This is a genomic window from Streptomyces sp. cmx-4-9, from assembly GCF_046548835.1.
Lineage (GTDB): Bacteria > Actinomycetota > Actinomycetes > Streptomycetales > Streptomycetaceae > Streptomyces.
In genome coordinates, this window is record NZ_JAEBEE010000003.1 from 553,200 (window position 1) to 575,183 (window position 21,984).

General features: G+C 74.0%; 17 protein-coding genes, 4 tRNA genes and 1 other RNA gene. 14 read left to right on the forward strand and 8 right to left on the reverse strand.

What is annotated here, in order from left to right; all coding sequences use genetic code 11:
- Window positions 1–88: 88 nt before the first annotated feature.
- Window positions 89–1,687, forward strand: a complete 1,599-nt coding sequence (locus tag ACLJTM_RS13465) for a helicase HerA-like domain-containing protein (RefSeq protein WP_411103742.1) — start codon at window positions 89–91, stop codon at window positions 1,685–1,687.
- An 88-nt stretch (window positions 1,688–1,775) separates the two neighbouring features.
- Window positions 1,776–2,708: a glucose-6-phosphate dehydrogenase assembly protein OpcA gene (gene opcA, locus ACLJTM_RS13470; protein ID WP_411103743.1), complete on the forward strand. Its 933-nt coding sequence runs from the start codon at window positions 1,776–1,778 to the stop codon at window positions 2,706–2,708.
- Window positions 2,709–2,935: 227 nt separating this feature from the next.
- Here the strand turns inward: opcA and ACLJTM_RS13475 are convergent, their stop codons facing one another.
- Window positions 2,936–3,535: an HhH-GPD-type base excision DNA repair protein gene (locus tag ACLJTM_RS13475; protein ID WP_411103744.1), complete on the reverse strand. Its 600-nt coding sequence runs from the start codon at window positions 3,533–3,535 to the stop codon at window positions 2,936–2,938.
- Window positions 3,536–3,656: 121 nt separating this feature from the next.
- Between ACLJTM_RS13475 and ACLJTM_RS13480 the strand changes: the two genes are divergently transcribed.
- Window positions 3,657–4,475 carry a VOC family protein gene (locus tag ACLJTM_RS13480; RefSeq protein WP_411103745.1) on the forward strand — a complete coding sequence of 273 codons (819 nt, stop codon included), beginning with the start codon at window positions 3,657–3,659 and terminating at the stop codon, window positions 4,473–4,475.
- A gap of 121 nt (window positions 4,476–4,596) precedes the next feature.
- On the opposite strand, the gene ACLJTM_RS13485 is transcribed toward ACLJTM_RS13480, so the two are convergent.
- Window positions 4,597–4,684: transfer RNA gene (locus tag ACLJTM_RS13485), tRNA-Ser, on the reverse strand.
- A 108-nt stretch (window positions 4,685–4,792) separates the two neighbouring features.
- Here ACLJTM_RS13485 and ffs point away from each other — a divergent pair.
- The 6 genes from ffs (at window position 4,793) to ACLJTM_RS13515 (ending at window position 13,410) form a co-directional block, all read left to right on the forward strand.
- Window positions 4,793–4,891, forward strand: an RNA gene (gene ffs, locus ACLJTM_RS13490) — signal recognition particle sRNA small type.
- A gap of 225 nt (window positions 4,892–5,116) precedes the next feature.
- Window positions 5,117–7,366, forward strand: coding sequence for a DNA polymerase III subunit gamma and tau (locus ACLJTM_RS13495; RefSeq protein WP_411103746.1), 2,250 nt, complete (start codon window positions 5,117–5,119; stop codon window positions 7,364–7,366).
- Window positions 7,367–7,427: 61 nt separating this feature from the next.
- The gene (gene purD, locus ACLJTM_RS13500; RefSeq protein ID WP_411103747.1) at window positions 7,428–8,681 is read left to right on the forward strand and encodes a phosphoribosylamine--glycine ligase; all 1,254 of its coding nucleotides are present in this window, start codon (window positions 7,428–7,430) and stop codon (window positions 8,679–8,681) included.
- Window positions 8,682–8,980: 299 nt separating this feature from the next.
- A complete protein-coding gene (locus ACLJTM_RS13505; RefSeq protein ID WP_411103748.1) occupies window positions 8,981–10,618 on the forward strand; it encodes a hypothetical protein in 1,638 nt (545 codons plus the stop codon).
- A 258-nt stretch (window positions 10,619–10,876) separates the two neighbouring features.
- Window positions 10,877–12,364, forward strand: coding sequence for a N,N-dimethylformamidase beta subunit family domain-containing protein (locus ACLJTM_RS13510; RefSeq protein WP_411103749.1), 1,488 nt, complete (start codon window positions 10,877–10,879; stop codon window positions 12,362–12,364).
- Window positions 12,365–12,483: 119 nt separating this feature from the next.
- Entirely contained in the window at window positions 12,484–13,410 is a 927-nt protein-coding gene (locus ACLJTM_RS13515) for a phosphoribosylaminoimidazolesuccinocarboxamide synthase (protein ID WP_411103750.1), read from the forward strand.
- Window positions 13,411–13,457: 47 nt separating this feature from the next.
- Here ACLJTM_RS13515 and ACLJTM_RS13520 read toward each other — a convergent pair.
- The 6 genes from ACLJTM_RS13520 to ACLJTM_RS13545 all read right to left on the reverse strand — a co-directional run bounded on the left by ACLJTM_RS13520 (window position 13,458) and on the right by ACLJTM_RS13545 (window position 16,249).
- Window positions 13,458–13,530 (reverse strand) — tRNA-Gly (locus tag ACLJTM_RS13520).
- Window positions 13,531–13,552: 22 nt separating this feature from the next.
- Window positions 13,553–14,164 (reverse strand): response regulator, encoded by a 612-nt coding sequence (locus tag ACLJTM_RS13525; protein ID WP_411103751.1) that lies wholly within the window; start codon window positions 14,162–14,164, stop codon window positions 13,553–13,555.
- Window positions 14,161–15,399 carry a sensor histidine kinase gene (locus ACLJTM_RS13530; protein ID WP_411103752.1) on the reverse strand — a complete coding sequence of 413 codons (1,239 nt, stop codon included), beginning with the start codon at window positions 15,397–15,399 and terminating at the stop codon, window positions 14,161–14,163. The genes ACLJTM_RS13525 and ACLJTM_RS13530 overlap by 4 nt, the downstream gene beginning before the upstream one ends.
- Window positions 15,400–15,631: 232 nt before the next feature.
- Window positions 15,632–15,704, reverse strand: a tRNA-Gly gene (locus tag ACLJTM_RS13535).
- 69 nt (window positions 15,705–15,773) lie between these two features.
- Window positions 15,774–15,845, reverse strand: a tRNA-Gly gene (locus ACLJTM_RS13540).
- Window positions 15,846–15,931: 86 nt separating this feature from the next.
- Complete coding sequence (locus ACLJTM_RS13545; protein WP_411103753.1) at window positions 15,932–16,249, reverse strand: histone-like nucleoid-structuring protein Lsr2; 318 nt, start codon at window positions 16,247–16,249, stop codon at window positions 15,932–15,934.
- 343 nt (window positions 16,250–16,592) lie between these two features.
- On the opposite strand from ACLJTM_RS13545, the gene purS reads away from it, so the two are divergent.
- The 5 genes from purS (at window position 16,593) to ACLJTM_RS13570 (ending at window position 21,964) form a co-directional block, all read left to right on the forward strand.
- Window positions 16,593–16,844, forward strand: a complete 252-nt coding sequence (gene purS / locus ACLJTM_RS13550; RefSeq protein WP_008740952.1) for a phosphoribosylformylglycinamidine synthase subunit PurS — start codon at window positions 16,593–16,595, stop codon at window positions 16,842–16,844.
- 2 nt (window positions 16,845–16,846) lie between these two features.
- Window positions 16,847–17,527 (forward strand): phosphoribosylformylglycinamidine synthase subunit PurQ, encoded by a 681-nt coding sequence (gene purQ, locus ACLJTM_RS13555; RefSeq protein WP_411103754.1) that lies wholly within the window; start codon window positions 16,847–16,849, stop codon window positions 17,525–17,527.
- Window positions 17,524–19,773 (forward strand): phosphoribosylformylglycinamidine synthase subunit PurL, encoded by a 2,250-nt coding sequence (purL, locus tag ACLJTM_RS13560; RefSeq protein ID WP_411103755.1) that lies wholly within the window; start codon window positions 17,524–17,526, stop codon window positions 19,771–19,773. Before purQ ends, purL begins: the two co-directional genes overlap by 4 nt.
- A gap of 113 nt (window positions 19,774–19,886) precedes the next feature.
- Window positions 19,887–21,167, forward strand: coding sequence for a hypothetical protein (locus ACLJTM_RS13565; RefSeq protein ID WP_411103756.1), 1,281 nt, complete (start codon window positions 19,887–19,889; stop codon window positions 21,165–21,167).
- A 17-nt stretch (window positions 21,168–21,184) separates the two neighbouring features.
- Window positions 21,185–21,964: a sterol carrier family protein gene (locus tag ACLJTM_RS13570; RefSeq protein ID WP_411103757.1), complete on the forward strand. Its 780-nt coding sequence runs from the start codon at window positions 21,185–21,187 to the stop codon at window positions 21,962–21,964.
- Window positions 21,965–21,984 lie beyond the last annotated feature (20 nt).

The window sequence follows — 21,984 nt, forward strand, 5'->3', positions numbered from 1 at the left end:
ACGGAAAGCCTACCGGGCCGGTGCCTGCGGGCGCAGCCTCGCTGCGACGGTGCAAAGGTGGCAAGGGCTACCAATCCGGGAGTGACGCATGAGCGAGAGCACCGACCCCGACACTGCGGAGGGCGCGGCGGACCCCGCCGGCACGATCGCCGCCGGGTACGCCTTCTCCGGGCCCGCGCTCGATCTGGGGGCCCTGCTCTGGGACGGCAGGGTGCGGCCGGAGCACCGCATCCGCATCCCCCTGGCCATGCTCAACCGGCACGGGCTCGTCGCGGGCGCCACCGGCACCGGCAAGACCAAGACCCTCCAGCTCATCGCCGAACAGCTGTCCGCCGGCGGCGTCCCCGTGTTCCTCGCGGACATCAAGGGCGACGTGTCGGGGATCTCGCTCCCCGGCGTCGCGAACGCCGCGGTCGAGGGGCGGGCGAAGGACGTGGGCCAGGTGTGGGAGCCCGCCGGCTGCCCCACCGAGTTCTACGCGCTCGGCGGGCTCGGTACCGGCATCCCGGTGCGCTCCACCGTCACCGCCTTCGGCCCGGTGCTCCTGTCGAAGGTGCTCCGGCTGAACCAGACGCAGGAGCAGTCCCTCGGCCTGATCTTCCACTACGCCGACTCCAAGGGCCTGGAGCTCATCGACCTCAAGGACCTCCGCGCGGTCGTGGCCTTCCTCGTCTCCGACCAGGGCAGGCCCGAACTCAAAGACATCGGCGGCCTCTCGACGGTGACGGCCGGGGTGATCCTGCGGGCCCTCACCGCCTTCGAGCAGCAGGGTGCGGCGGAGTTCTTCGGTGAGCCGGAGTTCGACACCGGCGCGTTCCTGCGCACTGCGGCCGACGGGCGCGGACTGGTCTCCGTCCTGGAACTCCCCGCGGTCCAGGACAAGCCGCAGCTCTTCTCCACCTTCCTGATGTGGCTGCTGGCCGACCTGTACACCGGCCTTCCCGAGGTCGGCGACCTGGAGAAGCCCAAGCTGGTCTTCTTCTTCGACGAGGCGCACCTGCTCTTCAACGGGGCCTCGAAAGCCTTCCTGGACTCCGTCACCCAGACGGTGCGGCTCATCCGCTCCAAGGGCGTCGGCGTCTTCTTCGTCACGCAGACCCCCAAGGACGTGCCGGCGGACGTCCTGGCCCAGCTGGGCAACCGGGTCCAGCACGCCCTGCGCGCCTTCACCCCGGACGACGCGAAGGCCCTGCGAGCCGCCGTGCGGACCTTCCCGCACTCCCCGTACGACCTGGAGGAGCTGCTCACCCAGCTGGGGACCGGCGAGGCGGTGGTCACCGTGCTCAGCGAGAAGGGCGCGCCGACACCCGTTGCGGCGACCCGGCTGTGCGCCCCGCGGTCCCTGATGGGCCCGGTCGAACCGGCGGCCCTGGAGCAGGCGGTCAGGGCCTCGCCGCTGTGGTCCCGGTACGCGGAGCCGGTCGACCGGGAATCGGCCTTCGAGAAGATCAGTGCCGAGCAGGCCGCCGCCGAGGCGCAGGCGGAGGCCGCCGCAGCCGCGGCCGACGCCGAGAAGCAGGCCAGGGCGGCCGGGAAGGCGGCCCGCGGCGCCCCGAAGCCGGACCCCTCGCCGGCCGAGCGGGTGGTGGGCAGCGGGCTGTTCCGCTCACTGGCCCGGTCGCTCGGCACGCAGCTGGGCCGGGAGATCTCGCGGTCGGTCTTCGGGACCTCCCGCCGGCGCAGGTGAGGGGGCCCGCGCCGGACGGGGCGGGGTCCGGCGGGATTCCACCGGACCGGGTGCCCGGAGCGGCCCGGTCGCTGACAGACTCGTGGGCATGCGGACCGAACTCACCGACACCACGTCCGGCAAGGTCAACCGGGCCCTGCTCGCAGCGCGCCGTGCCATCGGCAGCCCGGCGACGGGGATGGTGCTGACCCTCGTCGTCGTCACGGACGAGGAGAACGCCTACGACGCCGTGCGCGCGGCCTCGGATGCCTCACGCGAGCACCCGTGCCGCATCATCGCCGTGATCAAGCGGACCTCCCGGGGGCCGCACCGGCGCCGGTCCACCCGGCTGGACGCCGAGCTGAGGGTCGGTTCGGACGCCGGGACCGGGGAGATCATCCTGCTGCGCCTGCACGGGGAGCTGACCGACCAGGCCGGTTCGGTCGTGCTGCCGCTGCTCGTCCCCGATGCGCCCGTGGTCGCCTGGTGGCCCGCCGGCGCCCCGGCCGACCTCGCGGGGGACCCGCTGGGGGCGCTCGCGCAGCGCCGGATCACGGATGCGGCCGCGGACGTGGACCCGGTGGGCGTGCTCGACGTCCGGGCGCGCGCCTACCAGCCCGGTGACACCGACCTGGCCTGGACCCGGCTGACGCCGTGGCGGGCCCTGCTGGCGGCCGCCCTGGACCGGAATCCGCCGCCGGTGACCGGGGCGGCGGTGGAGAGCGAGCCCGACAACGCGAGCGCGGAGCTGCTGGCGCGCTGGCTGGAGGACCGGCTGGGCGTGCCGGTGGACCGGGTGGCGAGCGACGGGCCGGTGATCACCGCCGTGGTCCTGCGGACCACGGGCGGGGATATACGGGTGGACCGCCCCGCGGGGGCGCTGGCCACCTTCGTCCTGCCCGGGAGCCCCGACCGCAAGGTGGCCCTGAAGATCCGCAGCGGCGCCGAGCTGATCGCGGAGGAGCTGCGCCGGCTGGATGCGGACACGGTCTACGGAGCCGCGCTGCGCCGGCGGCCCGCCCCGGCCGGCCCCGCCACCTGACGGCCGCCGCCCTCCAGGCCCCGCACCGGGCGGCCCCGTGCCGGCGGCCCCGTGCCGGGCGGCCCCGTGCCGCGCGGAGCCGTGCCGGGCGGCCCCGTGCCGCGCGGAGCCGTGCCGGGCGGAGCCGTACCGCGCGGACCCGTACCGGACGGAGCCGTGCCGGGCGGAGCCGTACCGCGCGGAGCCGCAGCGCGCGGACCCGTACCGCGCGGACCCGTACACAGCACCTAGGTCCCGGCGGCCTTCGCGGCCTTGGCCGCCGCCTTCGCCTCCTGTTTGTGCGCCCGGACCTTCGCGAGGGACTCCGGCCCGGTGATGTCGGCCGCAGAGCGGTAGACGTTCGCCGGTCCGTAGCCGCCCGCGGCCTCCCGCCAGCCCTTGGGGCGGACACCGAAGCGCTTGCCCAGCAGGGCGAGGAAGATCTGGGCCTTCTGCTCCCCGAAGCCCGGCAGCTCCTTGAGCCGCCCCAGCAGCTCCGCCCCCGTCGCCGCGTCGGCCCACACGGCCGCCGCGTCCCCGTCGTAGTGCTCCACGAGGTACGCGCACAGCTGCTGGATCCGCTTCGCCATCGACCCGGGGTAGCGGTGGACGGCGGGCTTCTGCGAGAGCAGCGCGGCGAAGGCGTCGGGGTCGTACGCGGCGATCGTGTGCGCGTCGAGGTCCTGCGCGCCCAGCCGCCGGGCGATCGTCCAGGGCCCGGAGAAGGCCCACTCCATCGGCACCTGCTGGTCGAGCAGCATGCCGACCAGTGCGGCGAGCGGGCTGCGGCCCAGGAGCGCGTCGGCCTCCGGCTGCTGGGCCAGCCGGATGGTGATGTCCTTGTCCATGGCTCCAGCGTCCCCCGCCCGCGCCCTCCCCGCCCGGCCGCCGCGCGGGCCGGGCGGGGCACGCCTAGCGTGAAGACGAGCGGTACCGCAGGCACGCCCCCGACACAGGAGTCGAGCGACCATGGCCGAGTACGAGGAAGGCGCACCCTGCTGGGTGGACGCGATGTTCACCGACGTGGAGGGCGCCAAGAGCTTCTACGCCGAGGTGCTCGGCTGGACCTTCGGCGAGTCCGCCGGCGCGTACGGCGCCTACACGCAGGCCTACTCCGACGGCAAGGCCGTCGCCGCCGTCGTCCCGCCGATGCCCGGAGCCGAGGCCCCCTCGCAGTGGTGCCTGTACTTCGCGTCCCGGGACGCGGCGGCCACCGCCGAGCGGATCAAGGCGGCCGGCGGCACGCTGCTCATGGGGCCGATGCAGATCGGCAGCTTCGGCTCCATGGCGATCGCGAAGGAGCCGAGCGGGGCGGTCTTCGGGGTCTGGCAGCCGGGCGACCACCAGGGCTTCGAGAAGACGGGCGAGCCGGGCTCCTACGCCTGGGCGGAGGTCTTCACGCGGGACCCGGCGAAGGCCGACGGCTTCCTCGCGCAGGTCTTCCCGTACGAAACCCGGCGGATGGGGACGGGCGACGACCCCGAGACGGCCGGCATGGACTTCACGGTCTTCACCCTGGGCGCCGCGGGGAATCCGGTGCTGGGCCGGATGAGGATGGGCGAGGAGTTCCCGCCGCAGATCCCGTCCTACGTGCAGGTCTACTTCGCGGTCCCCGACTGCGACGAAGCCGTGGCCACGGCCCGCCGGCTCGGTGGGACGCTGCACTTCGGGCCGATGGACAGCCCGTTCGGCCGGTTCGCCGCGGTCACCGACCAGCAGGGCGCCGCCTTCGCCGTGATCGACATGTCGACGACGGTCGGCGAGATGCCGCAGATGTCGGACACCTAGCCACGGCCTGGCCGACCGGCCGTCCTGACCTATGGACATTGCCCAGCGCTGCCATGACCGCGCAACGCAGAAGGCCCCGGCCGGTTTCCCGGTCGGGGCCTTCAAGTGCCCGGTGAGGCACTGGCGGAGGATACGAGATTCGAACTCGTGAGGGGTTGCCCCCAACACGCTTTCCAAGCGTGCGCCCTAGGCCACTAGGCGAATCCTCCGCGGCAAACAATACAAGACGTTGAGGGGTGCTCGCGAACGTGATCGTCGGGCGGAACCGGGGCGGGGGACCGGGTCGATTCCAGGGGCCGGTATCCGCTAGGGTGGGGCCCAGCCCCTCACGTGGCGCTATCTCACCCAACTCCCCCAGGGCCGGAAGGCAGCAAGGGTAAGTGGGCTCTGGCGGGTGCGTGGGGGGCGCTTTGCGTTCCGGGAGCGGCCCAAGGGCGGCGGACCCGGGTGGCCGGACCCCTGGCGGGCGGCCAGACCCGGCGCGGGCCCCGGCGGGCGACAGATCCCGGCGCGGACCCGGCTGTCGACAGACCCCGGCGCGGACCCGGCTGCCGGCAGACCCCGGCGGCCGGCAGGCCCCGGCGCGGATCCGGGTCGGCGGCGGGCCGTGGTTGTCGGCGGGCCCGGATAACCTCGTATACGTGTCGTCCCTTGCGCTGTACCGCCGCTATCGCCCCGAGTCGTTCGCCGAGGTCATCGGTCAGGAGCATGTCACTGCACCGCTGATGCAGGCCCTGCGGAACAACCGGGTCAACCACGCGTACCTGTTCAGCGGGCCGCGCGGGTGCGGCAAGACCACCAGCGCCCGCATCCTCGCCCGGTGCCTGAACTGTGAGCAGGGCCCCACCCCCACGCCCTGCGGGGAGTGCCAGTCCTGCCGGGACCTCGCGCGCAACGGGCCGGGGTCGATCGACGTCATCGAGATCGACGCCGCCTCGCACGGTGGTGTGGACGACGCCCGTGACCTGCGCGAGAAGGCCTTCTTCGGCCCGGCCTCCAGCCGCTACAAGATCTACATCATCGACGAGGCCCACATGGTCACCTCGGCGGGCTTCAACGCCCTGCTGAAGGTGGTCGAGGAGCCGCCGGAGCACCTCAAGTTCATCTTCGCCACCACCGAGCCGGAGAAGGTCATCGGGACCATCCGGTCCCGGACGCACCACTACCCCTTCCGCCTCGTGCCCCCCGGCACCCTGCGGGACTACCTGGGCGAGGTCTGCGGCCGCGAGGGCGCGCGGGTCGAGGACGGCGTGCTGCCGCTCGTGGTGCGGGCCGGCGCCGGCTCGGTGCGCGACTCGATGTCCGTCATGGACCAGCTGCTCGCCGGCGCCGCCGACGACGGTGTGACCTATGCCATGGCCACGTCCCTGCTCGGCTACACCGAGGGGTCCCTGCTCGACTCCGTCATCGACGCCTTCGCCTCCGGGGACGGCGCGGCGGCCTTCGAGGTCGTCGACCGCGTCGTCGAGGGCGGCAACGACCCGCGGCGGTTCGTGGCGGACCTCCTGGAGCGGCTGCGCGACCTGGTCATCCTGGCCGCCGTCCCCGACGCCGGGGAGAAGGGCCTGATCGACGCCCCCGCCGACGTCGTGGAGCGGATGCAGGCGCAGGCCTCCGTGTTCGGGGCGGCCGAGCTCTCGCGCGCCGCAGACCTGGTCAACACCGGGCTCACCGAGATGCGCGGGGCGACCTCGCCGCGGCTCCAGCTCGAATTGATCTGCGCCCGCGTGCTGCTGCCCGCCGCCTTCGACGACGAGCGCTCCTTCCAGGCCCGGCTCGACCGGCTGGAGCGCGGCGGGGCCGCCGCCCTCGCCGCCGCGGCCGCCGCGGCCGCCGCGGGCGCTCCGGGCCCCCCGCCCGTCATGGGGTACGTGCCCGGGCCGCAGGCCCATGCCATGGCCCCGGCCGGGCCCGGCGGAGGAGTCGCTGCCGCGCGGGCCGCCGTACGGCCCGCCGAAGCCGAGCCCGCGGCGCCTTCGGCGCCGCCCGTGCCGCCCGCCGCGTCCCCCGCTGCGGCGCAGCCCCCCGCGGCGGCTCCCGCCGCACAGGCCCCCTCCGCCCCGGCTGCGCCGCCCGCACCCGCCGCCTCCGCGCCCGCCCCCACACCCGGCGCCTGGCCCGGGGCCGCGCAGCCCGGCGGCGGCGCTCCCGGCGCCTGGCCCGGCGCGAGCACCCCGGCCGCCGCGAGCACCCCCGCCGCCCCGACCGCGCCCGCCGCGCCCGCCGCCGGGGCCTGGCCGAGCGCGGCCGCACCCGGCCAGGGCGCCCCCGCCGAGCGGTCCCCTGCCCCGGCCCCCGCCGCCCAGCCCGCGGCGCAGGCCGCCGCGCCCTCCCCCGGCATGACCGCCGGCGCCGGCCAGGTCCAGGCGATGTGGCCGGGCGTCCTGGAGGCCGTCAAGAACCGCCGCCGCTTCACCTGGATCCTGCTCAGCCAGAACGCGCAGGTCACCGGCTTTGACGGGACCACCCTCCAGCTCGGCTTCCCGAACGCCGGCGCCCGCGACAACTTCGCGAGCAGCGGCAGCGAGGACGTGCTCAAGGCGGTCCTCGCGGAGCAGTTCCAGGTGAACTGGAAGATCGACGCGGTGGTGGGCGGCGGAGCCCCGGCCCCGCTCCCGACCTCCTCCTACGGCGCCCCGGCCCCGGCCTACGAACCGCCGCCCCCGCCCGCGCAGCACTCCTCGGCCCCGCAGCAGCCGTCCGCCTCCCCGCCCCCGCAGCAGGCTTCCGCCCCGCAGCCGCCCGTACGGCAGGCACCGCCGCCGGTGGCCCCCGAGGACGACGTCCCCGAGGAGGACGACCCGGACCTCGTGGAGAGCGCCCTGACCGGGCACGACCTGATCGTGCGGGAGCTCGGGGCGACCGTTGTGGAGGAATACACCAACGAGTAGGGGACCGTCCATGGGGTGGCCGCACGAAACCGGCCGCTCCGTCCGGGCTAGGCTGAGCGGCGTGAAGGTCCTCGTCATCGGCGGCGGCGCCCGCGAACATGCCCTGTGCCGCTCTCTGTCCCTCGACCCCGACGTCAACGCGCTGTACTGCGCTCCCGGCAACGCCGGCATCGCCGAGGTGGCCGAACTGCACCCGGTCGATGCCCTCAACGGCACCGCAGTGGCCCGGCTGGCCGCCGAACTCGGCGTCGACCTGGTCGTCGTCGGACCGGAGGGACCGCTCGTCGCCGGTGTCGCCGACAGCGTCCGCGCCGCCGGCATCCTCTGCTTCGGCCCGTCCGCCGCGGCGGCCCAGCTGGAGGGGTCCAAGGCCTTCGCCAAGGACGTGATGGCCGCGGCCGGGGTCCCGACGGCCCGCAGCCACGTGTGCACCACCCCGGAAGAGGTGGACGCGGCCCTCGACGCCTTCGGCGCCCCGTACGTCGTCAAGGACGACGGCCTGGCGGCCGGCAAGGGCGTCGTGGTCACCGAGGACCTGGCCGCCGCCCGGGCGCACGCCCTGTCCTGCTCGCGCGTGGTCATCGAGGAGTACCTCGACGGCCCCGAGGTCTCCCTCTTCGCCATCACCGACGGCGTCACCGTGCTGCCGCTGCAGCCCGCGCAGGACTTCAAGCGGGCCCTCGACGGCGACGAGGGCCCCAACACCGGCGGCATGGGCGCGTACTCCCCGCTGCCCTGGGCCGACCCGAAGCTGGTCGACGAGGTCATGGAGCTGGTCCTCCAGCCGACGGTCGACGAGCTGCGCCGCCGCGGCACCCCCTTCGCCGGACTGCTCTACGCCGGCCTGGCGATCACCGGCCGCGGCACCCGGGTCATCGAGTTCAACGCGCGCTTCGGCGACCCGGAGACCCAGGTGGTCCTGGCCCGCCTGCAGACCCCGCTGGCGGGCGTGCTGCTCCGTGCCGCCCAGGGAACCCTGGACACCGAGCCGCCGCTGCGCTGGAGCGAGGAGGCGGCCGTCACGGTGGTCGTCGCCTCCCACAACTATCCGGAGACCCCGCGCACCGGGGACCCGATCGAGGGCCTGGCCGAGGTGGCCGCCGAGGACGGGCCCGACGCGTACGTGCTGCACGCCGGGACCCGCCGCGAGGGCGCGGCCGTCGTCAGCGCGGGCGGCCGCGTGCTGTCGGTGACGGCGACCGGATCCGATCTGGCGCAGGCCCGGGAGAAGGCGTATAAGGCGGTGGCGCGGATCCGCCTGGACGGTTCGCAGCACCGCACGGACATCGCCGCCAAGGCGGCCGGGCTCCGCTGAACCGCCGCGTGCCCCGCCCCGCGGGCCCGGTGCGCACGAGGTGCGCCCGGGCCCGCGGGCGTGCTCCCTGCCGGCCGGTGTCCGACTGCATCCAGCCGCGTTCGAACGCACCCACCTTTACCCAAAGCCATTCCATCGGGTGATCGTCACCCCGTCTGCCTGACGGCCGGGCGTGCCCCAACTATGGTGCGGCGCAAGCGTTCCGGCACTTGGCCCACCGGCATTGCGATGTCAGGGGCGGGTGTCACAGTGGGGGAGTGAGCAATGCCGCCGCAGGGCAGAGGGGGTGAGGTCCGGCCGTGTCCGGAACCGGTTCGATCGTCGAAGCGGGCGTGCCGTCCGCACGTTCCCGTGCCTTGGCCGTGCTGCGGGTGCGCAGCAGGGCCCTGGCCGTAGGGCTGCTGCCCGCGGCCCTCGCGGTGGTGCTCGTCGCCGCCCGTGCGACCGGCCGGCTGGCCGGTGACCCCTGGCCCGCGGTGACCCTGGCCGTGTGCGCCGTCGCCGCGCTCGTCCTGCTGGTGGGCGGCGCCTTCGCCGCGGTGGTGCTGCGGGCGAGTCCCGCCGTGACGCCGACGGTGGCGCTGTCGGAAGCGGCGGCGCCCGACCTCTACCGCCTGGTGCGGGACCTGGCGGACCGGATGGACGTGCCGCCGCCCTCCGCGATAGCCCTGACCCCTGACTGCGACAGCTGGCTGGAGGACCGCACGCATGCGGCCCACCGGCGGTCCGGCCTGTCCGGCGGCCCGGAGTCCGAGCCGGGCGCCGCCCCCGTGCTGGTGATCGGCTCGCCCTTCCTGTGGTGGATGCGGGTCGCCGAGCTGCGGGCCGTCCTCGCCCCGGTCGTCGCCGGTACGGGCCCGTCCGCGCACCCGGACATAGCCGACGCCCGGGGTTTTGTCCGGGGTCTGGACGCCGCAGTGGACGTGGGCGGCCGGCGCGGGCTCGGCTGGATCGCCCCGCCCGCGCGGCTGCTGCTGCGCCTGTGCCGGGTGGACGCCACCGAGATGGAGCGCGGGGTGGCCGCGGCCGCCTCGGACCGGGCACAGGGCGTGGACTACGGGCTGCGCATCGTCGCGCAGGAGCAGGTCGGCCTCGCGTACGCGGGCTGGGACCGGCTGCTGACCCGGGTCGCGCTGCCCGCCTGGCGGATGGGCCGCTGGCCGGCGCAGCTGGACGCGGGGGTCGTCTCGGCGCTGACCGAGCTGTCCCGGCGGGACCGGCTCGCGGACGGGTTCACCTCGCGCCTCGGCGAGCGCCCCGCCTGCGATCTGCTGGAGCAGCCCGGTGCCGTGGACCAGGCGGCTTCACTGCTGGCCGCGCGGCTCTTCCACGGCGGTCCGGCCGAGCCGGGCCCGGACTGGTCGCCGGTGGACTGGGCGGCCTATCCGGAGGAGGTCGTGGACCGCAAGTGGCGTACGGAAGCGGCCCGGCTGCACGCGGCGCTGGACGCCGTGGCCGCCGCTCCCGCGGCCCTGGTGCCCTCCGGTGAGGGCATCGCCGGGCCCACCCTGGAGCGGGTGCTCGGCCACCTCGCGGCCCCGGCCGGCGACGGCGCGCCCGCCGAGGTGCTGGCCGGGCGGCTCGTCGGCGACCTGGCGCGGGAGGAGCGGAGCGCCGGGCACGGGTGCGGCGAGGCCGCGGGCACGGCGCGCGGCGCGGACGCCGTACCGCTGTTCCCGCTGCAGCCGCCGCGCAGTGCGCGGGACCTGCTGGCCGACCATGTGACGGCGATGGTGTGCTGCGCGGCCGTGGACTCGGCCGGGGCCGCGCCGGGGCTCGACTGGCTGGACGGCCCGGTGCTGCTGGTCGGCGGGGTACGCCGGTCGGATCTGGCGCCGCGGGTGCTGTGCCTGGTGGAGGACGGGGATCCGGAACCCCTGCGGGAGTGGCTGGCGGAGATCGGCGTCCGCCCGGAGAAGCCGGTCCGGCTGGTCTGACGGACCGCTCGGGCCGCCCTCCGGCGCACGTTCCCGCAGGCCGGCGCGGTCCGGGCCCGTACCCGGCCGGTCGGCGGCCCGCCCCCGGAAGGCTCATGGGGCGCCCGGGGGAACGGACGGGAATGTTCCGGTCACGCCAATTCACGACGAACGGTGACGGAGTGCGTGCGTTATGTGATGTGCTGGGACCGTCGAGGCCGGATGCCCTGACCAGGTGTCCTGAAAACGTCGTCCGGGGGAGCGAGGGAGGGGAGCGGTATGGGTGCGGACCAGATCCGGCGGTGGGAGTCAGGTGCGCTCGCGCACGCGGTGAACGACCCCTTCGGCCAGGGGCCGCTGCCCTGGTTCCGGGACAGCGAGCTCTACTTCGGCGACACCGGGCAGGTCGTGCCCTGGTACGTGGACCCGGTCGCGGCGGCCGCCGGCACCGGCCGCCTCCCCCGCGCCCGCCGCAGCGGCGGCCCGCTCAGCGCCGACGACGTCAACCGCCAGATCAAGGGTTTCGCCTCCACCGGGGCCGTCACCCCCGGCGGGGCCGTCGACTTCCACATCACCGTGGACCCGCCGCAGCAGTTCTCCGTGGACGTGTACCGGATCGGCCACTACGGCGGGGACGGCGCCTCCAAGATCACCACCAGCCCACGGCTCTCCGGCATCGTCCAGCCGGCCCCGCTGGCCGCCGACCGCACCGTCTCCTGCCACCACTGGTGGCTGTCCTGGCGGCTCCAGGTGCCCTCCTACTGGAGCGTCGGCGCGTATGTCGCGGTCCTGACCACCGCCGACGGCTACCGGTCCCACATCCCCTTCACCGTCCGCGACGACCACCCCGCGGACCTGCTGCTCCTGCTGCCCGACATCACCTGGCAGGCATACAACCTCTACCCGGAGGACGGACGCACCGGCGCCAGCCTCTACCACGCATGGGACGAGCAGGGCCGGCTGCTCGGCGAGGAGGACGCGGCCACCACCGTCTCCTTCGACCGCCCCTACGCGGGCGCGGGCCTGCCCCTGCACGTGGGCCACGCCTACGACTTCATCCGCTGGGCCGAGCGCTACGGCTACGACCTCGCCTACGCCGACACCCGCGACCTGCACGCCGGACGCGTGGACCCGGCCCGCTACCGCGGCCTGGTCTTCCCCGGCCACGACGAGTACTGGTCGGGCCCCATGCGCCGCACCGTCGAGCGGGCCCGCGACCACGGCACCTCCCTCGTCTTCCTGTCCGCCAACACCATGTACTGGCAGGTCGAACTCGCGCCCTCGCCCTCCGGGGTCGAGGACCGCCTCCTGACCTGCCGAAAACGCCGCGGCCCCGGCCGCCCCAGCCTGTGGCGCGAGGTCGACCGCCCGGAGCAGCAGCTCCTCGGCATCCAGTACGCGGGCCGGGTGCCCGAACCGGCGCCGATGGTCGTCCGCAACGCCACGCACTGGCTGTGGGACTCCACCGGCGCGGGCGAGAACGACGAACTCCCCGGCCTCGTCGCGGGGGAGGCCGACCGGTACTTCCCGCGCACCCAGCTCCCCGAGCACCAGGACCGGATCCTGCTGGCCCACTCCCCGTACCAGGACACCGAGGGGAACCGCCGCCACCAGGAGACCTCGCTGTACCGCGCGCCCAGCGGCGCCCTGGTCTTCGCCTCCGGCACCTTCGCCTGGTCGCCTGCGCTGGACCGCCCCGGCCACGTGGACGAGCGGGTCCAACGGGCCACCGCCAACCTCCTCGACCGGATCTGCAAGCGGGACTGAGCCGGCCGGCGGGGCGGCCCGGGCCGGCAGGCCGGCCGGGCGCCGACCCCACCGGGCGGGGCAGGGGGCTCCGTACGGGACAATGGGTGTGCGCTTGTACAGACCCACAGGGAGACCCCGTGTCCGGATTCGTCGAAAAGCCCGAGCCGGTCGAGGTTCCCGGCCTCGTCCACGTCCACACCGGCAAGGTCCGCGACCTCTACCGCAACGAGGACGGCAACCTCGTCATGGTCGCCAGCGACCGCATGTCCGCCTTCGACTGGGTGCTCCCCACCGAGATCCCGGACAAGGGCCGGGTCCTCACGCAGCTGTCCCTGTGGTGGTTCGACCAGATCGCGGACCTGGTCCCCCACCACGTGCTCTCCACCGAACTCCCGGCGGGCGCCCCCGCCGACTGGGCCGGCCGCACCCTGGTCTGCCGGAACCTGGAGATGGTCCCGGTCGAGTGCGTGGCCCGCGGCTACCTCACCGGCTCCGGCCTCGCCGAGTACCGCAAGACCCGTACGGTCTGCGGCCTCGCCCTGCCCGAGGGCCTCGTGGACGGCTCCGAGCTGCCCGCCCCGATCTTCACCCCGGCCGCCAAGGCCGAGGTCGGCGAGCACGACGAGAACGTCTCCTACGAGGAGGTCGCGCGCACCGAGGGCGCCGAGACCGCCGCCCTGCTGCGCCGCACCACGCTGGACGTCTACGGCCGGGCCCGGGACATCGCCCGCGCCCGCGGGATCATCCTGGCCGACACCAAGTTCGAGTTCGGCTTCGCCCGCACCGGGGACGGGGAGGACGTGCTGGTCGCCGCCGACGAGGTGCTGACCCCGGACTCCTCCCGCTTCTGGCCGGCCGACGGCTGGGAGCCGGGCCGGGCGCAGCCCTCCTACGACAAGCAGTTCGTCCGGGACTGGCTGAGCTCCCCGGCCTCGGGCTGGGACCGCACGGGCGAACTGCCCCCGCCCGCGCTGCCGCAGGAGATCGTCGAGCAGACCCGGGCCAAGTACATCGAGGCGTACGAGCGCCTGACCGGTCTGAGCTGGCAGACCGACTGGTCCTGAGACACGAGGAAGCCCCCGGTCGTGGACCGGGGGCTTCTTCCCTGCAGAGCGGACAACGCGACTCGAACGCGCGACATCCACCTTGGCAAGGTGGTGCTCTACCAACTGAGCTATGTCCGCAGGCGCCGTAAGGCGAGACCTACTATACCCAACCCCGCTCCCGTGCGAGACGCACAGCCGTGTGCCGGTTCTCCGCCCCGAGCTTCGAAGCCGCCGAGGACAGGTAGTTCCGCACGGTCCCCTGCGACAGCGAGGCCCGCTCCGCGATCTCCGCGACGGGCGCCCCGTCCGCGGCGAGTTCGAGCACCTCGGCCTCGCGCGCGGTCAGCGGCGAGTCCCCCGCACTGATCGCGTCGGCCGCCAACTCCGGGTCCACATAACGCCCTCCGGCGTGCACGGTCCGGATCAGCTCGGCCAGCCGCTGCGCCGAGACCGTCTTGGGCGCGAAGGCCCGCACGCCCGCCGCCAGGGCCCGCTTGAGGTGTCCGGGACGGCCGTGGCTCGTCACGATCATGGTGCGGCACTCGGGGAGTTCGGCCCGCAGCACTGTGGCGACGCTCACACCGTCCGCTCCCGGCATCTGGAGGTCCAGCACGACCACGTCGGGCCGGTGCGCCCGGGCCATCGCCAGGGCCTCGGGGCCCGACGCCGCCTCGGCGACCACCAGCAGGTCGTCCTCCAGCCCCAGCAGTGCGGCCAGCGCCCCGCGGATCAGGTGCTCGTCGTCGGCCAGCAGTACCCGTACGGGATTCACGCCCGCACCTCCGTTCGTTGTATCTGTTGGGCCGGGATCTCGGCGCGCAGCCGGAAGCGGCCGCCGTCCACCGGCCCTGCATGCAGGGTCCCGTCCAGCGCGGCCAGCCGTTCGCGCAGCCCGGCCAGCCCCGAACCCGGCGGCCCCGCGGGGGCCGGGGGCGCCCCGTCGTTCTCCACCACCAGCGTCACCCCGCCGCCGGCCGCCGCCGTGAGGCGGATCACACAGTGCTGCGCGTCCCCGTGCCGCAGCACGTTGGTCGTCGCCTCGCGCACCACCCAGCCGAGCGCGGACTGCACCCCGGACGGCAGGTCCCGCGCGCCCTGCAGGTCGACCCGGCAGTCCATCCCGGCGGCGCTCAGCACCCCGCGGGCCCCCTCCAGCTCGACCGCGAGGTCCGCTTCCCGGTAGCCGCGCACCACGTCGCGGACCTCCCGCTGGGACTCCCGGGCGATCCGCTGCACCTCGATCATCTGGTCCACGGCCTCCGGCCGTTCGCGCCGTGCGAGCTGCACGGCGAGCTCGCTCTTGAGGGCGATCACGGCCAGGTTCCGGCCCATCACGTCGTGCAGGTCCCGGCCGAACCGGAGCCGTTCCTCGGCCACCGCCAGCTGCGCCTGGAGCTCCCGGGAGCGGTCGAGTTCGTAGACCGTGCGCAGCAGCCACGCGGAGAACCCGCAGGTGGCACAGATGAACACGGTGCCCAGCAGCACCCCGACGGTGTAGCCCAGCGCCTCGTCGAGGGGCAGCCTGAGGCCGCCCGCGGCCGCGCCGGTGCCGAGCGCCGCGGCCACCGGTACGTACCGGATGCGCCGGACGCTCTCCAGGCACAGCACCACCGCCCCGCTGGTGAAGCAGGTCAGCGCGGACACCACGGGCGGTGCGACGGTCGGGTCCAGCCGTCCGGTGGCCCGGAGCCCGAGGACGGCCAGGGCGGCCGCCGCGGTGGCGAGGGCGGTGGCGGCGGCCAGCCGGGTGGGGCGCTCGCGGCGCCCGACCACCCAGCTGAAGGCCCGCGAGGAGAGCACCCCGCACAGCACGGCGTGGACGCACACCAGCGTGAAGACGGTGACGGCCACCGGGGTCGAGGACTTCGCACCGGCGCTGCCGAGCAGCGGCCCCAGCGCGAAGACGAGGATCTCGGTGACCGGGAAGATGTGGAAGGACCAGCGGGTGTACAGCTCGACCTTCCCCGCGGTGCTGCGGTTCCTCCACCATCCGGTCAGCTTCGACACGGCCTCGTCCCCCTGGGTCTTCGTGCGTTGCTTCGAGTCTGGCCGAGCCCGCCGGGGAGCGGCAGTGCGCGCCGTCATACCGCGGGGTGACATTTGTCAGGCGGCGGGCGGCATGCGGCATGCGGCGCGTGAACGGCGGGCAGGGTCCGAGCGGCCGGCCGGCGGTCCACGGGGACAATGGCCGGGGACACGAAGAAGGCCCCGGTCATCTGACCGGGGCCTTCTCACGCTGAGCGGACGACGCGACTCGAACGCGCGACATCCACCTTGGCAAGGTGGTGCTCTACCAACTGAGCTACGTCCGCATGCACTGCACTGGGCAGTACGTGCATCACTCTACCTGATCCACATGAGTGGACCGGAGAGCGTTGCAGAGCGGGTGACAGGGATCGCACACTGCGCCTTCCCCCTGGAAGGAGGATGTTCTGCTACTGAACTACACCCGCACGACTTCGGGGTTCGGCTTGCGGCCTCGCCCCTCGGCGTGATCCACACATTAGCCGACGCAGGGGGGTGGATGGCAAATCGGCCCTCAGTGGGCTGCGTTGTACGCCTCGTAGACCTTCTTGGGGATGCGGCCGCGCGGCGGCACGTCGTAGTGGTTGGACCGGGCCCAGGCGCGGACGACCGCCGGGTCGGGGGCGATGGAGGTGTGCTTGAAGGCCTTCCCCGAGCGGGACTGGCGCCGGCCGGCGGCCACGAACGGGGCGAGCCCCTTCCGCAGTTTCTTTGCGTTGGCCGCATTGAGGTCGATCTCGTACGACTTACCGTCCAGAGCGAACACGACCGTTTCCGCTGCTTCTCCGCCATCGATGTCGTCGGAGAGCGTGACTACTACGCGCTGCGCCACGGATATCGGTCCCTTCGTGCGACGCCGTCACCCGTTGACGTGCGGTGATGTCGCCTGTGTGGATGTTTCGGAGCAATGCGTCTTTCTGACCCCGTTGCGAAGCGAAAAATGACCACGTCTCGGGTGATTCCTTTGTACCCCGATTCGCATTGCATTGCGAAGCCCAGTTAATTCTCTCCGCGTGTCCCGCCGCAATGCCGGGTACGCGGTTTTCCGGGGGATTTTGCGAAGCGTTGGTGAAGCCCAAACCGGTCGACGATCAAGGTCAGATCATATCTACCCGCGTAGAAATTTTGGCCGGGTACGCTGAGGGAACCGCCTTCGCACCAACCACCACACGGGAGTGCCAGTGGCACGCGTCGTAGTCGACGTCATGCTCAAGCCGGAGATCCTCGACCCCCAGGGCCAGGCGGTGCAGCGTGCACTGCCGCGGCTGGGCTTCGAGGGAATCGCCGACGTCCGCCAGGGGAAGCGCTTCGAACTGGAGGTGGAGGGACCGGTCGACCAGGCCGCCCTCGACCGCATCCACAAGATGGCCGAAACGTTCCTCGCCAACACCGTCATCGAAGACTTCACCGTGAAGGTCGAGGCCTGACGGTGACCACTCGCATCGGAGTCGTCACGTTCCCCGGAACGCTCGACGACCGTGACTCGCTGCGCGCCGTCCGGATCGCCGGGGCCGAGCCCGTCCCGCTCTGGCACCGCGACAAGGACCTCCACCAGGTCGACGCGGTCGTCCTCGCGGGCGGCTTCTCCTACGGGGACTACCTGCGCGCCGGAGCCATCTCCCGCTTCTCGCCGGTGATGGAGACCGTCATCGAGCAGGCCAGGGCCGGCATGCCCGTCCTCGGCATCTGCAACGGCTTCCAGGTCCTCACCGAGGCCCACCTGCTGCCGGGGGCGATGCTCCGCAACACCGACCTGCACTTCGTCTGCCGCGAGCAGAAGCTGCGGGTGGAGAACGCGCAGACCGCGTGGACCGGCGACTACACCGCCGGCCAGGAGATCTCCGTCCCGCTGAAGAACATGGACGGCCGCTACACCGCCGACGAGCGCACGCTCGACGAACTGGAGGCCGAGGGCCGCGTGGCCTTCCGCTACCTGGACGGCAACCCGAACGGCTCGCTGCGCGACATCGCCGGCATCACCAACGCCGCGGGCAACGTCGTCGGTCTCATGCCGCACCCCGAGCACGCGGTGGAGCCGCTGGTCGGGACCGGCCGCACCGACGGCCTCCCGTTCTTCACCTCGGTCCTGAAGAAGCTGGTCAGCGCATGAGCCTCGACACCGTCAAGAACGCCACCGAGACCCCGGACGCCTCCCAGCCCTGGAAGGAACTCGGCCTCAAGGAGGACGAGTACGCCCGGATCCGGGAGATCCTGGGCCGCCGCCCGACCGGCGCCGAGCTGGCCATGTACTCCGTCATGTGGTCCGAGCACTGCTCCTACAAGAGCAGCAAGGTCCACCTGAAGCAGTTCGGCGAGAAGGCCCCCGAGAACGAGGCCATGCTCGTCGGCATCGGCGAGAACGCCGGCGTCGTCGACGTCGGCCAGGGCTACGCGGTCACCTTCAAGGTCGAGTCGCACAACCACCCCTCGTACATCGAGCCCTACCAGGGCGCGGCCACCGGCGTCGGCGGCATCGTCCGCGACATCCTCGCCATGGGCGCCCGGCCCGTCGCCGTCGTGGACCCGCTGCGCTTCGGCGCGGCCGACCACCCCGACACCAAGCGCGTCCTGCCGGGCGTGGTCGCGGGCATCGGCGGCTACGGCAACTGCCTGGGCCTGCCCAACATCGGCGGCGAGGTCGTCTTCGACGCCTGCTACCAGGGCAACCCGCTGGTCAACGCCGGCTGCATCGGCGTCATGAAGCACGAGGACATCCACCTCGCGAAGGCCTCCGGGCCCGGCAACAAGGTCATCCTCTACGGCGCCCGCACCGGCGGCGACGGCATCGGCGGCGTGTCCGTGCTGGCCTCGGAGACCTTCGACGACTCCAAGCCCACCAAGCGCCCCGCCGTCCAGGTCGGCGACCCCTTCCAGGAGAAGCTCCTCATCGAGTGCACCCTGGAGATCTTCAAGGAGAAGCTGGTCGCGGGCATCCAGGACCTCGGCGGCGCCGGGCTCTCCTGCGCCACCTCCGAGCTGGCCTCGGCCGGATCCGGCGGCATGCGCGTCGAACTGGACACCGTGCCGCTGCGCGACGCGACGCTCTCGCCCGAGGAGATCCTCATGAGCGAGTCGCAGGAGCGCATGTGCGCGATCGTGGAGCCGCAGCACGTCGGCCGCTTCATGGAGATCTGCGAGAAGTGGGACGTCATCGCCACCGTCATCGGTGAGGTGACCGAGGGCGAGCGCCTGGAGATCTTCTGGCACGGCGAGCAGATCGTGGACGTGCCCCCGGGCACCGTCGCCCACGAGGGCCCCGTCTACCACCGCCCGTACGCCCGCCCCGAGTGGCAGGACGCCCTCCAGGCGGACGACGCGAACGCCCTGCCGCGGCCGCAGACCTCCGAGGAGCTGCGCGCGCAGGTCCTGGCGCTGGTCTCCTCCCCGAACCAGGCCTCGAAGTCCTGGGTCACGGACCAGTACGACCGGTTCGTGCAGGGCAACACCGTCCTCGCGCAGCCCGAGGACGCGGGCATGGTCCGCATCGACGAGGACACCAACCTCGGCGTCGCCATGGCCACCGACGGCAACGGCCGCTTCGCCAAGCTCGACCCGTACGCGGGCGCGCAGCTGGCCCTGGCCGAGGCCTACCGCAATGTGGCGGCGACCGGTGCCAAGCCCCTCGCGATCTCCGACTGCCTGAACTTCGGCTCCCCGGAGGACCCGGGCGTCATGTGGCAGTTCGCCGAGGCCTGCCGCGGTCTCGCTGACGGCTGCCTGGAGCTGGGCACCCCGGTGACCGGCGGCAACGTCTCGCTCTACAACCAGACCGGCGACACCGCGATCCACCCGACCCCGGTCGTGGCGGTCCTCGGTGTGATCGACGACGTCAACCGCCGTACGCCGATGGCCTTCTCCGAGGCCGGCCAGCTCCTCTACCTGCTGGGCGACACCGCCGAGGAGTTCGGCGGCTCGGCCTGGTCCCAGGTCGTCCACGACCACCTGGGCGGCCTGCCCCCCAAGGTGGACCTGGCCCGCGAGAAGCTGCTCGGCGAGATCCTGATCTCCGCCTCGCGCGACGGCATGGTCGACGCCGCGCACGACCTGTCCGACGGCGGTGTGATCCAGGCGCTCACCGAGTCCTGCCTGCGCGGCGGCAACGGTGCCCGGATCGTGGTGCCGGAGGGCCTGGACGCCTTCACCTTCCTGTTCTCCGAGTCGGCGGGCCGGGCCGTCGTGGCCGTACCGCGCAGCGAGGAGCTCCGCTTCACCGACATGTGCGGTGCGCGGGGCCTGCCGGCCACCCGCATCGGCGTGGTCGACGGCGAGGAGATCGAGGTCCAGGGCGAGTTCACCCTTCCGCTGGCCGAGCTCCGCACGGCCCACGAGGCGACGATCCCGGCCCTGCTGGCCTGATCACCGCCGCGCGAGCCGCTGCACGTCGCACGGGCCCCCGTCCGGATCGCTCCGGGCGGGGGCCCCTGCCGTGCCCGGTCCGGGCCCCGCGGGCCGCTGCGCATACTGACGCCGTGAGCATCGTCAAGAACCTGCCCGAAGCGGCGATACCCGAGGGCGGAGCCCCCGCCTGGAACCCTGCGGACGCCCGCCGCTGGCGCGACGCCCGCGTCCCCTGGGCCTTCGCCCCGACCTTCTTCGGCTGGGCCCTCGTCCCCCTGGTCCTGCTGGCGATCACCCTGCTCGCCGCCGCGGACCCCGGGGACGCGCACACCGGCACCGCCTGGCTGCTGTACCCCGGTGCGGTCCTGCTGGTCGCGCTGCCCGGCTGGTACCGCCACCTCCCGGCCGCCACCCTGGTCTCCGCCCCGCTGATCGCCCTGGACACCGTCCTGCGCATGACCGTCCTGGGCCGCCTCGGCCCGGCGGACGGGCCCGGAGGCGTCCTGCTCCTGGCCCTGTGCGCCTGGGCGTTCACCGGGGCGCTGCTGCGGCTGCGGTCCCGGCGCAGGCAGCGGGCGCTGGTGCGCGCGGCGGCCGCAGGCACCCGCCGGCCGGTCCCTTCCCGCCTCACCCACGGCCACCGCCGCCGCGGCCTGCTGCCGATCACCGTCGGGGGCGCGCTGTGCTTGGCCGCCGCCGCGCTGCTCGGCTGGGGGCTCGCCGCCGACCTGCGGGCGGACGGTACGGGCGCCCCGTACGACGCCGTCGGCCAGCAGGTGGGCGCCCTGCTGCTGCTGGCCTTCGGCACGCCCGCCCTCGGCCGGGGAATCGGGGCCCGGCGGGCCGCCCGCAGGCTGCACGACGGGCCGCAGCCGGTGCTGCGCGTCGGCGTGCGCAACCCGCTGACGGGTCCCGTCCGGCTCGTCGCGGACGCCCGGAGCACCTCGGCCGAGCCGCTGGCCGCCTTCCGCGACCGGTTCCGGGACAGCCACGGGCCGGGGGAGGGCCGGGTCCTGGTGAGCGGGCCGGAGGGCGTGCTGCGCACCGCGCACCACGACATCGACCCGCGCCAGGAGCCCTTCGAGGCGCTGATGTACGGGGAGGCCTGCGAGGGCGCCGAAGTCGTGCTGGAGTACGCCCTGTACGCGGCCGACACCCGGATCGTCAGCGCCGTCACCACCGCCCCGCTGCTGCCCGCCCGGCGGCTCGCCCTGCCGCCGTGGCGGCCGGCCGGGACCTCGTACACCCTGCGGACCCGGGCGCAGGACGAGAGCCGGCGCGTGCAGCGGGCCGCCCGGCTCGCCCGGGGAGACCACGGCGGCACCGGCCACGGCTGCGGTACCGGGTCCTCCTGCGGCGGCTCCGACGGCGGCAGCAGTTGTGGCGGAGGCTGCGGCGGGGGCGGGGACTGATCGGGCAGACTCGCGGCATGGCACCCAAGACGCGCAGCTACGACCCCGCCCGGATCCGCACGGCCGTCCTGGCCCAGTTCGGCCTGGTCGCCGAGGCGGTCGGCGGCCTGGACGAGGAGCAGGCGGCGCGCCCCACGCACCTCGGCGAGTGGACCGTGGGGGACCTGGCCGCGCACCTCGCCTGGGCGGTCGGCTCGCTGGCCGGGGCGGCGGCCCGGCCGCCCGCCGACCGCGTGGAGGTGACCGTCGCCACCTGGCCGTTCGCCACCGAGGCGCTCGCCCCGACGATCGCCGGGGCGCACCGCGACGCGGCGCAGGAACCGCTGGGGGCCCTGTACGGGCGGACCGGTGCCCGGCTCGCCGAGCTGCTGGACGTGCTGCCCGGGGACCGGGTGCTGCCGCTGTGGATCGGCGGGATGACCGCCGCGGACTTCCTCGTGACCCGGACCGTGGAACTCGTGGTCCACACCGACGACCTGAACCGGGCCGCGGGACTGGACATCCCCTTCGACCGGCAGGCCCTCGCCGCCTGCACCCGGGTCCTCGCGGACGCCCTGGCGGTCAGGGCCCCGGGCGCCTCGGTGGAGGTACGGGTGCCCCCGTTCGCGGTGGTCCAGTGCGTCGAGGGACCCCGGCACACCCGGGGCACCCCGCCCAATGTGGTGGAGACCGACCCGCTGACCTGGATCCGGCTGGCCACGGGCCGCACCGGATGGGCCGAGTCCCTCGCGCAGGCGCAGGTGCGGGCCAGCGGTGAGCGGGCCGACCTGTCGGCCCTGCTGCCGCTGATGGGCTGAACCCGATGGAACCGGCCCGC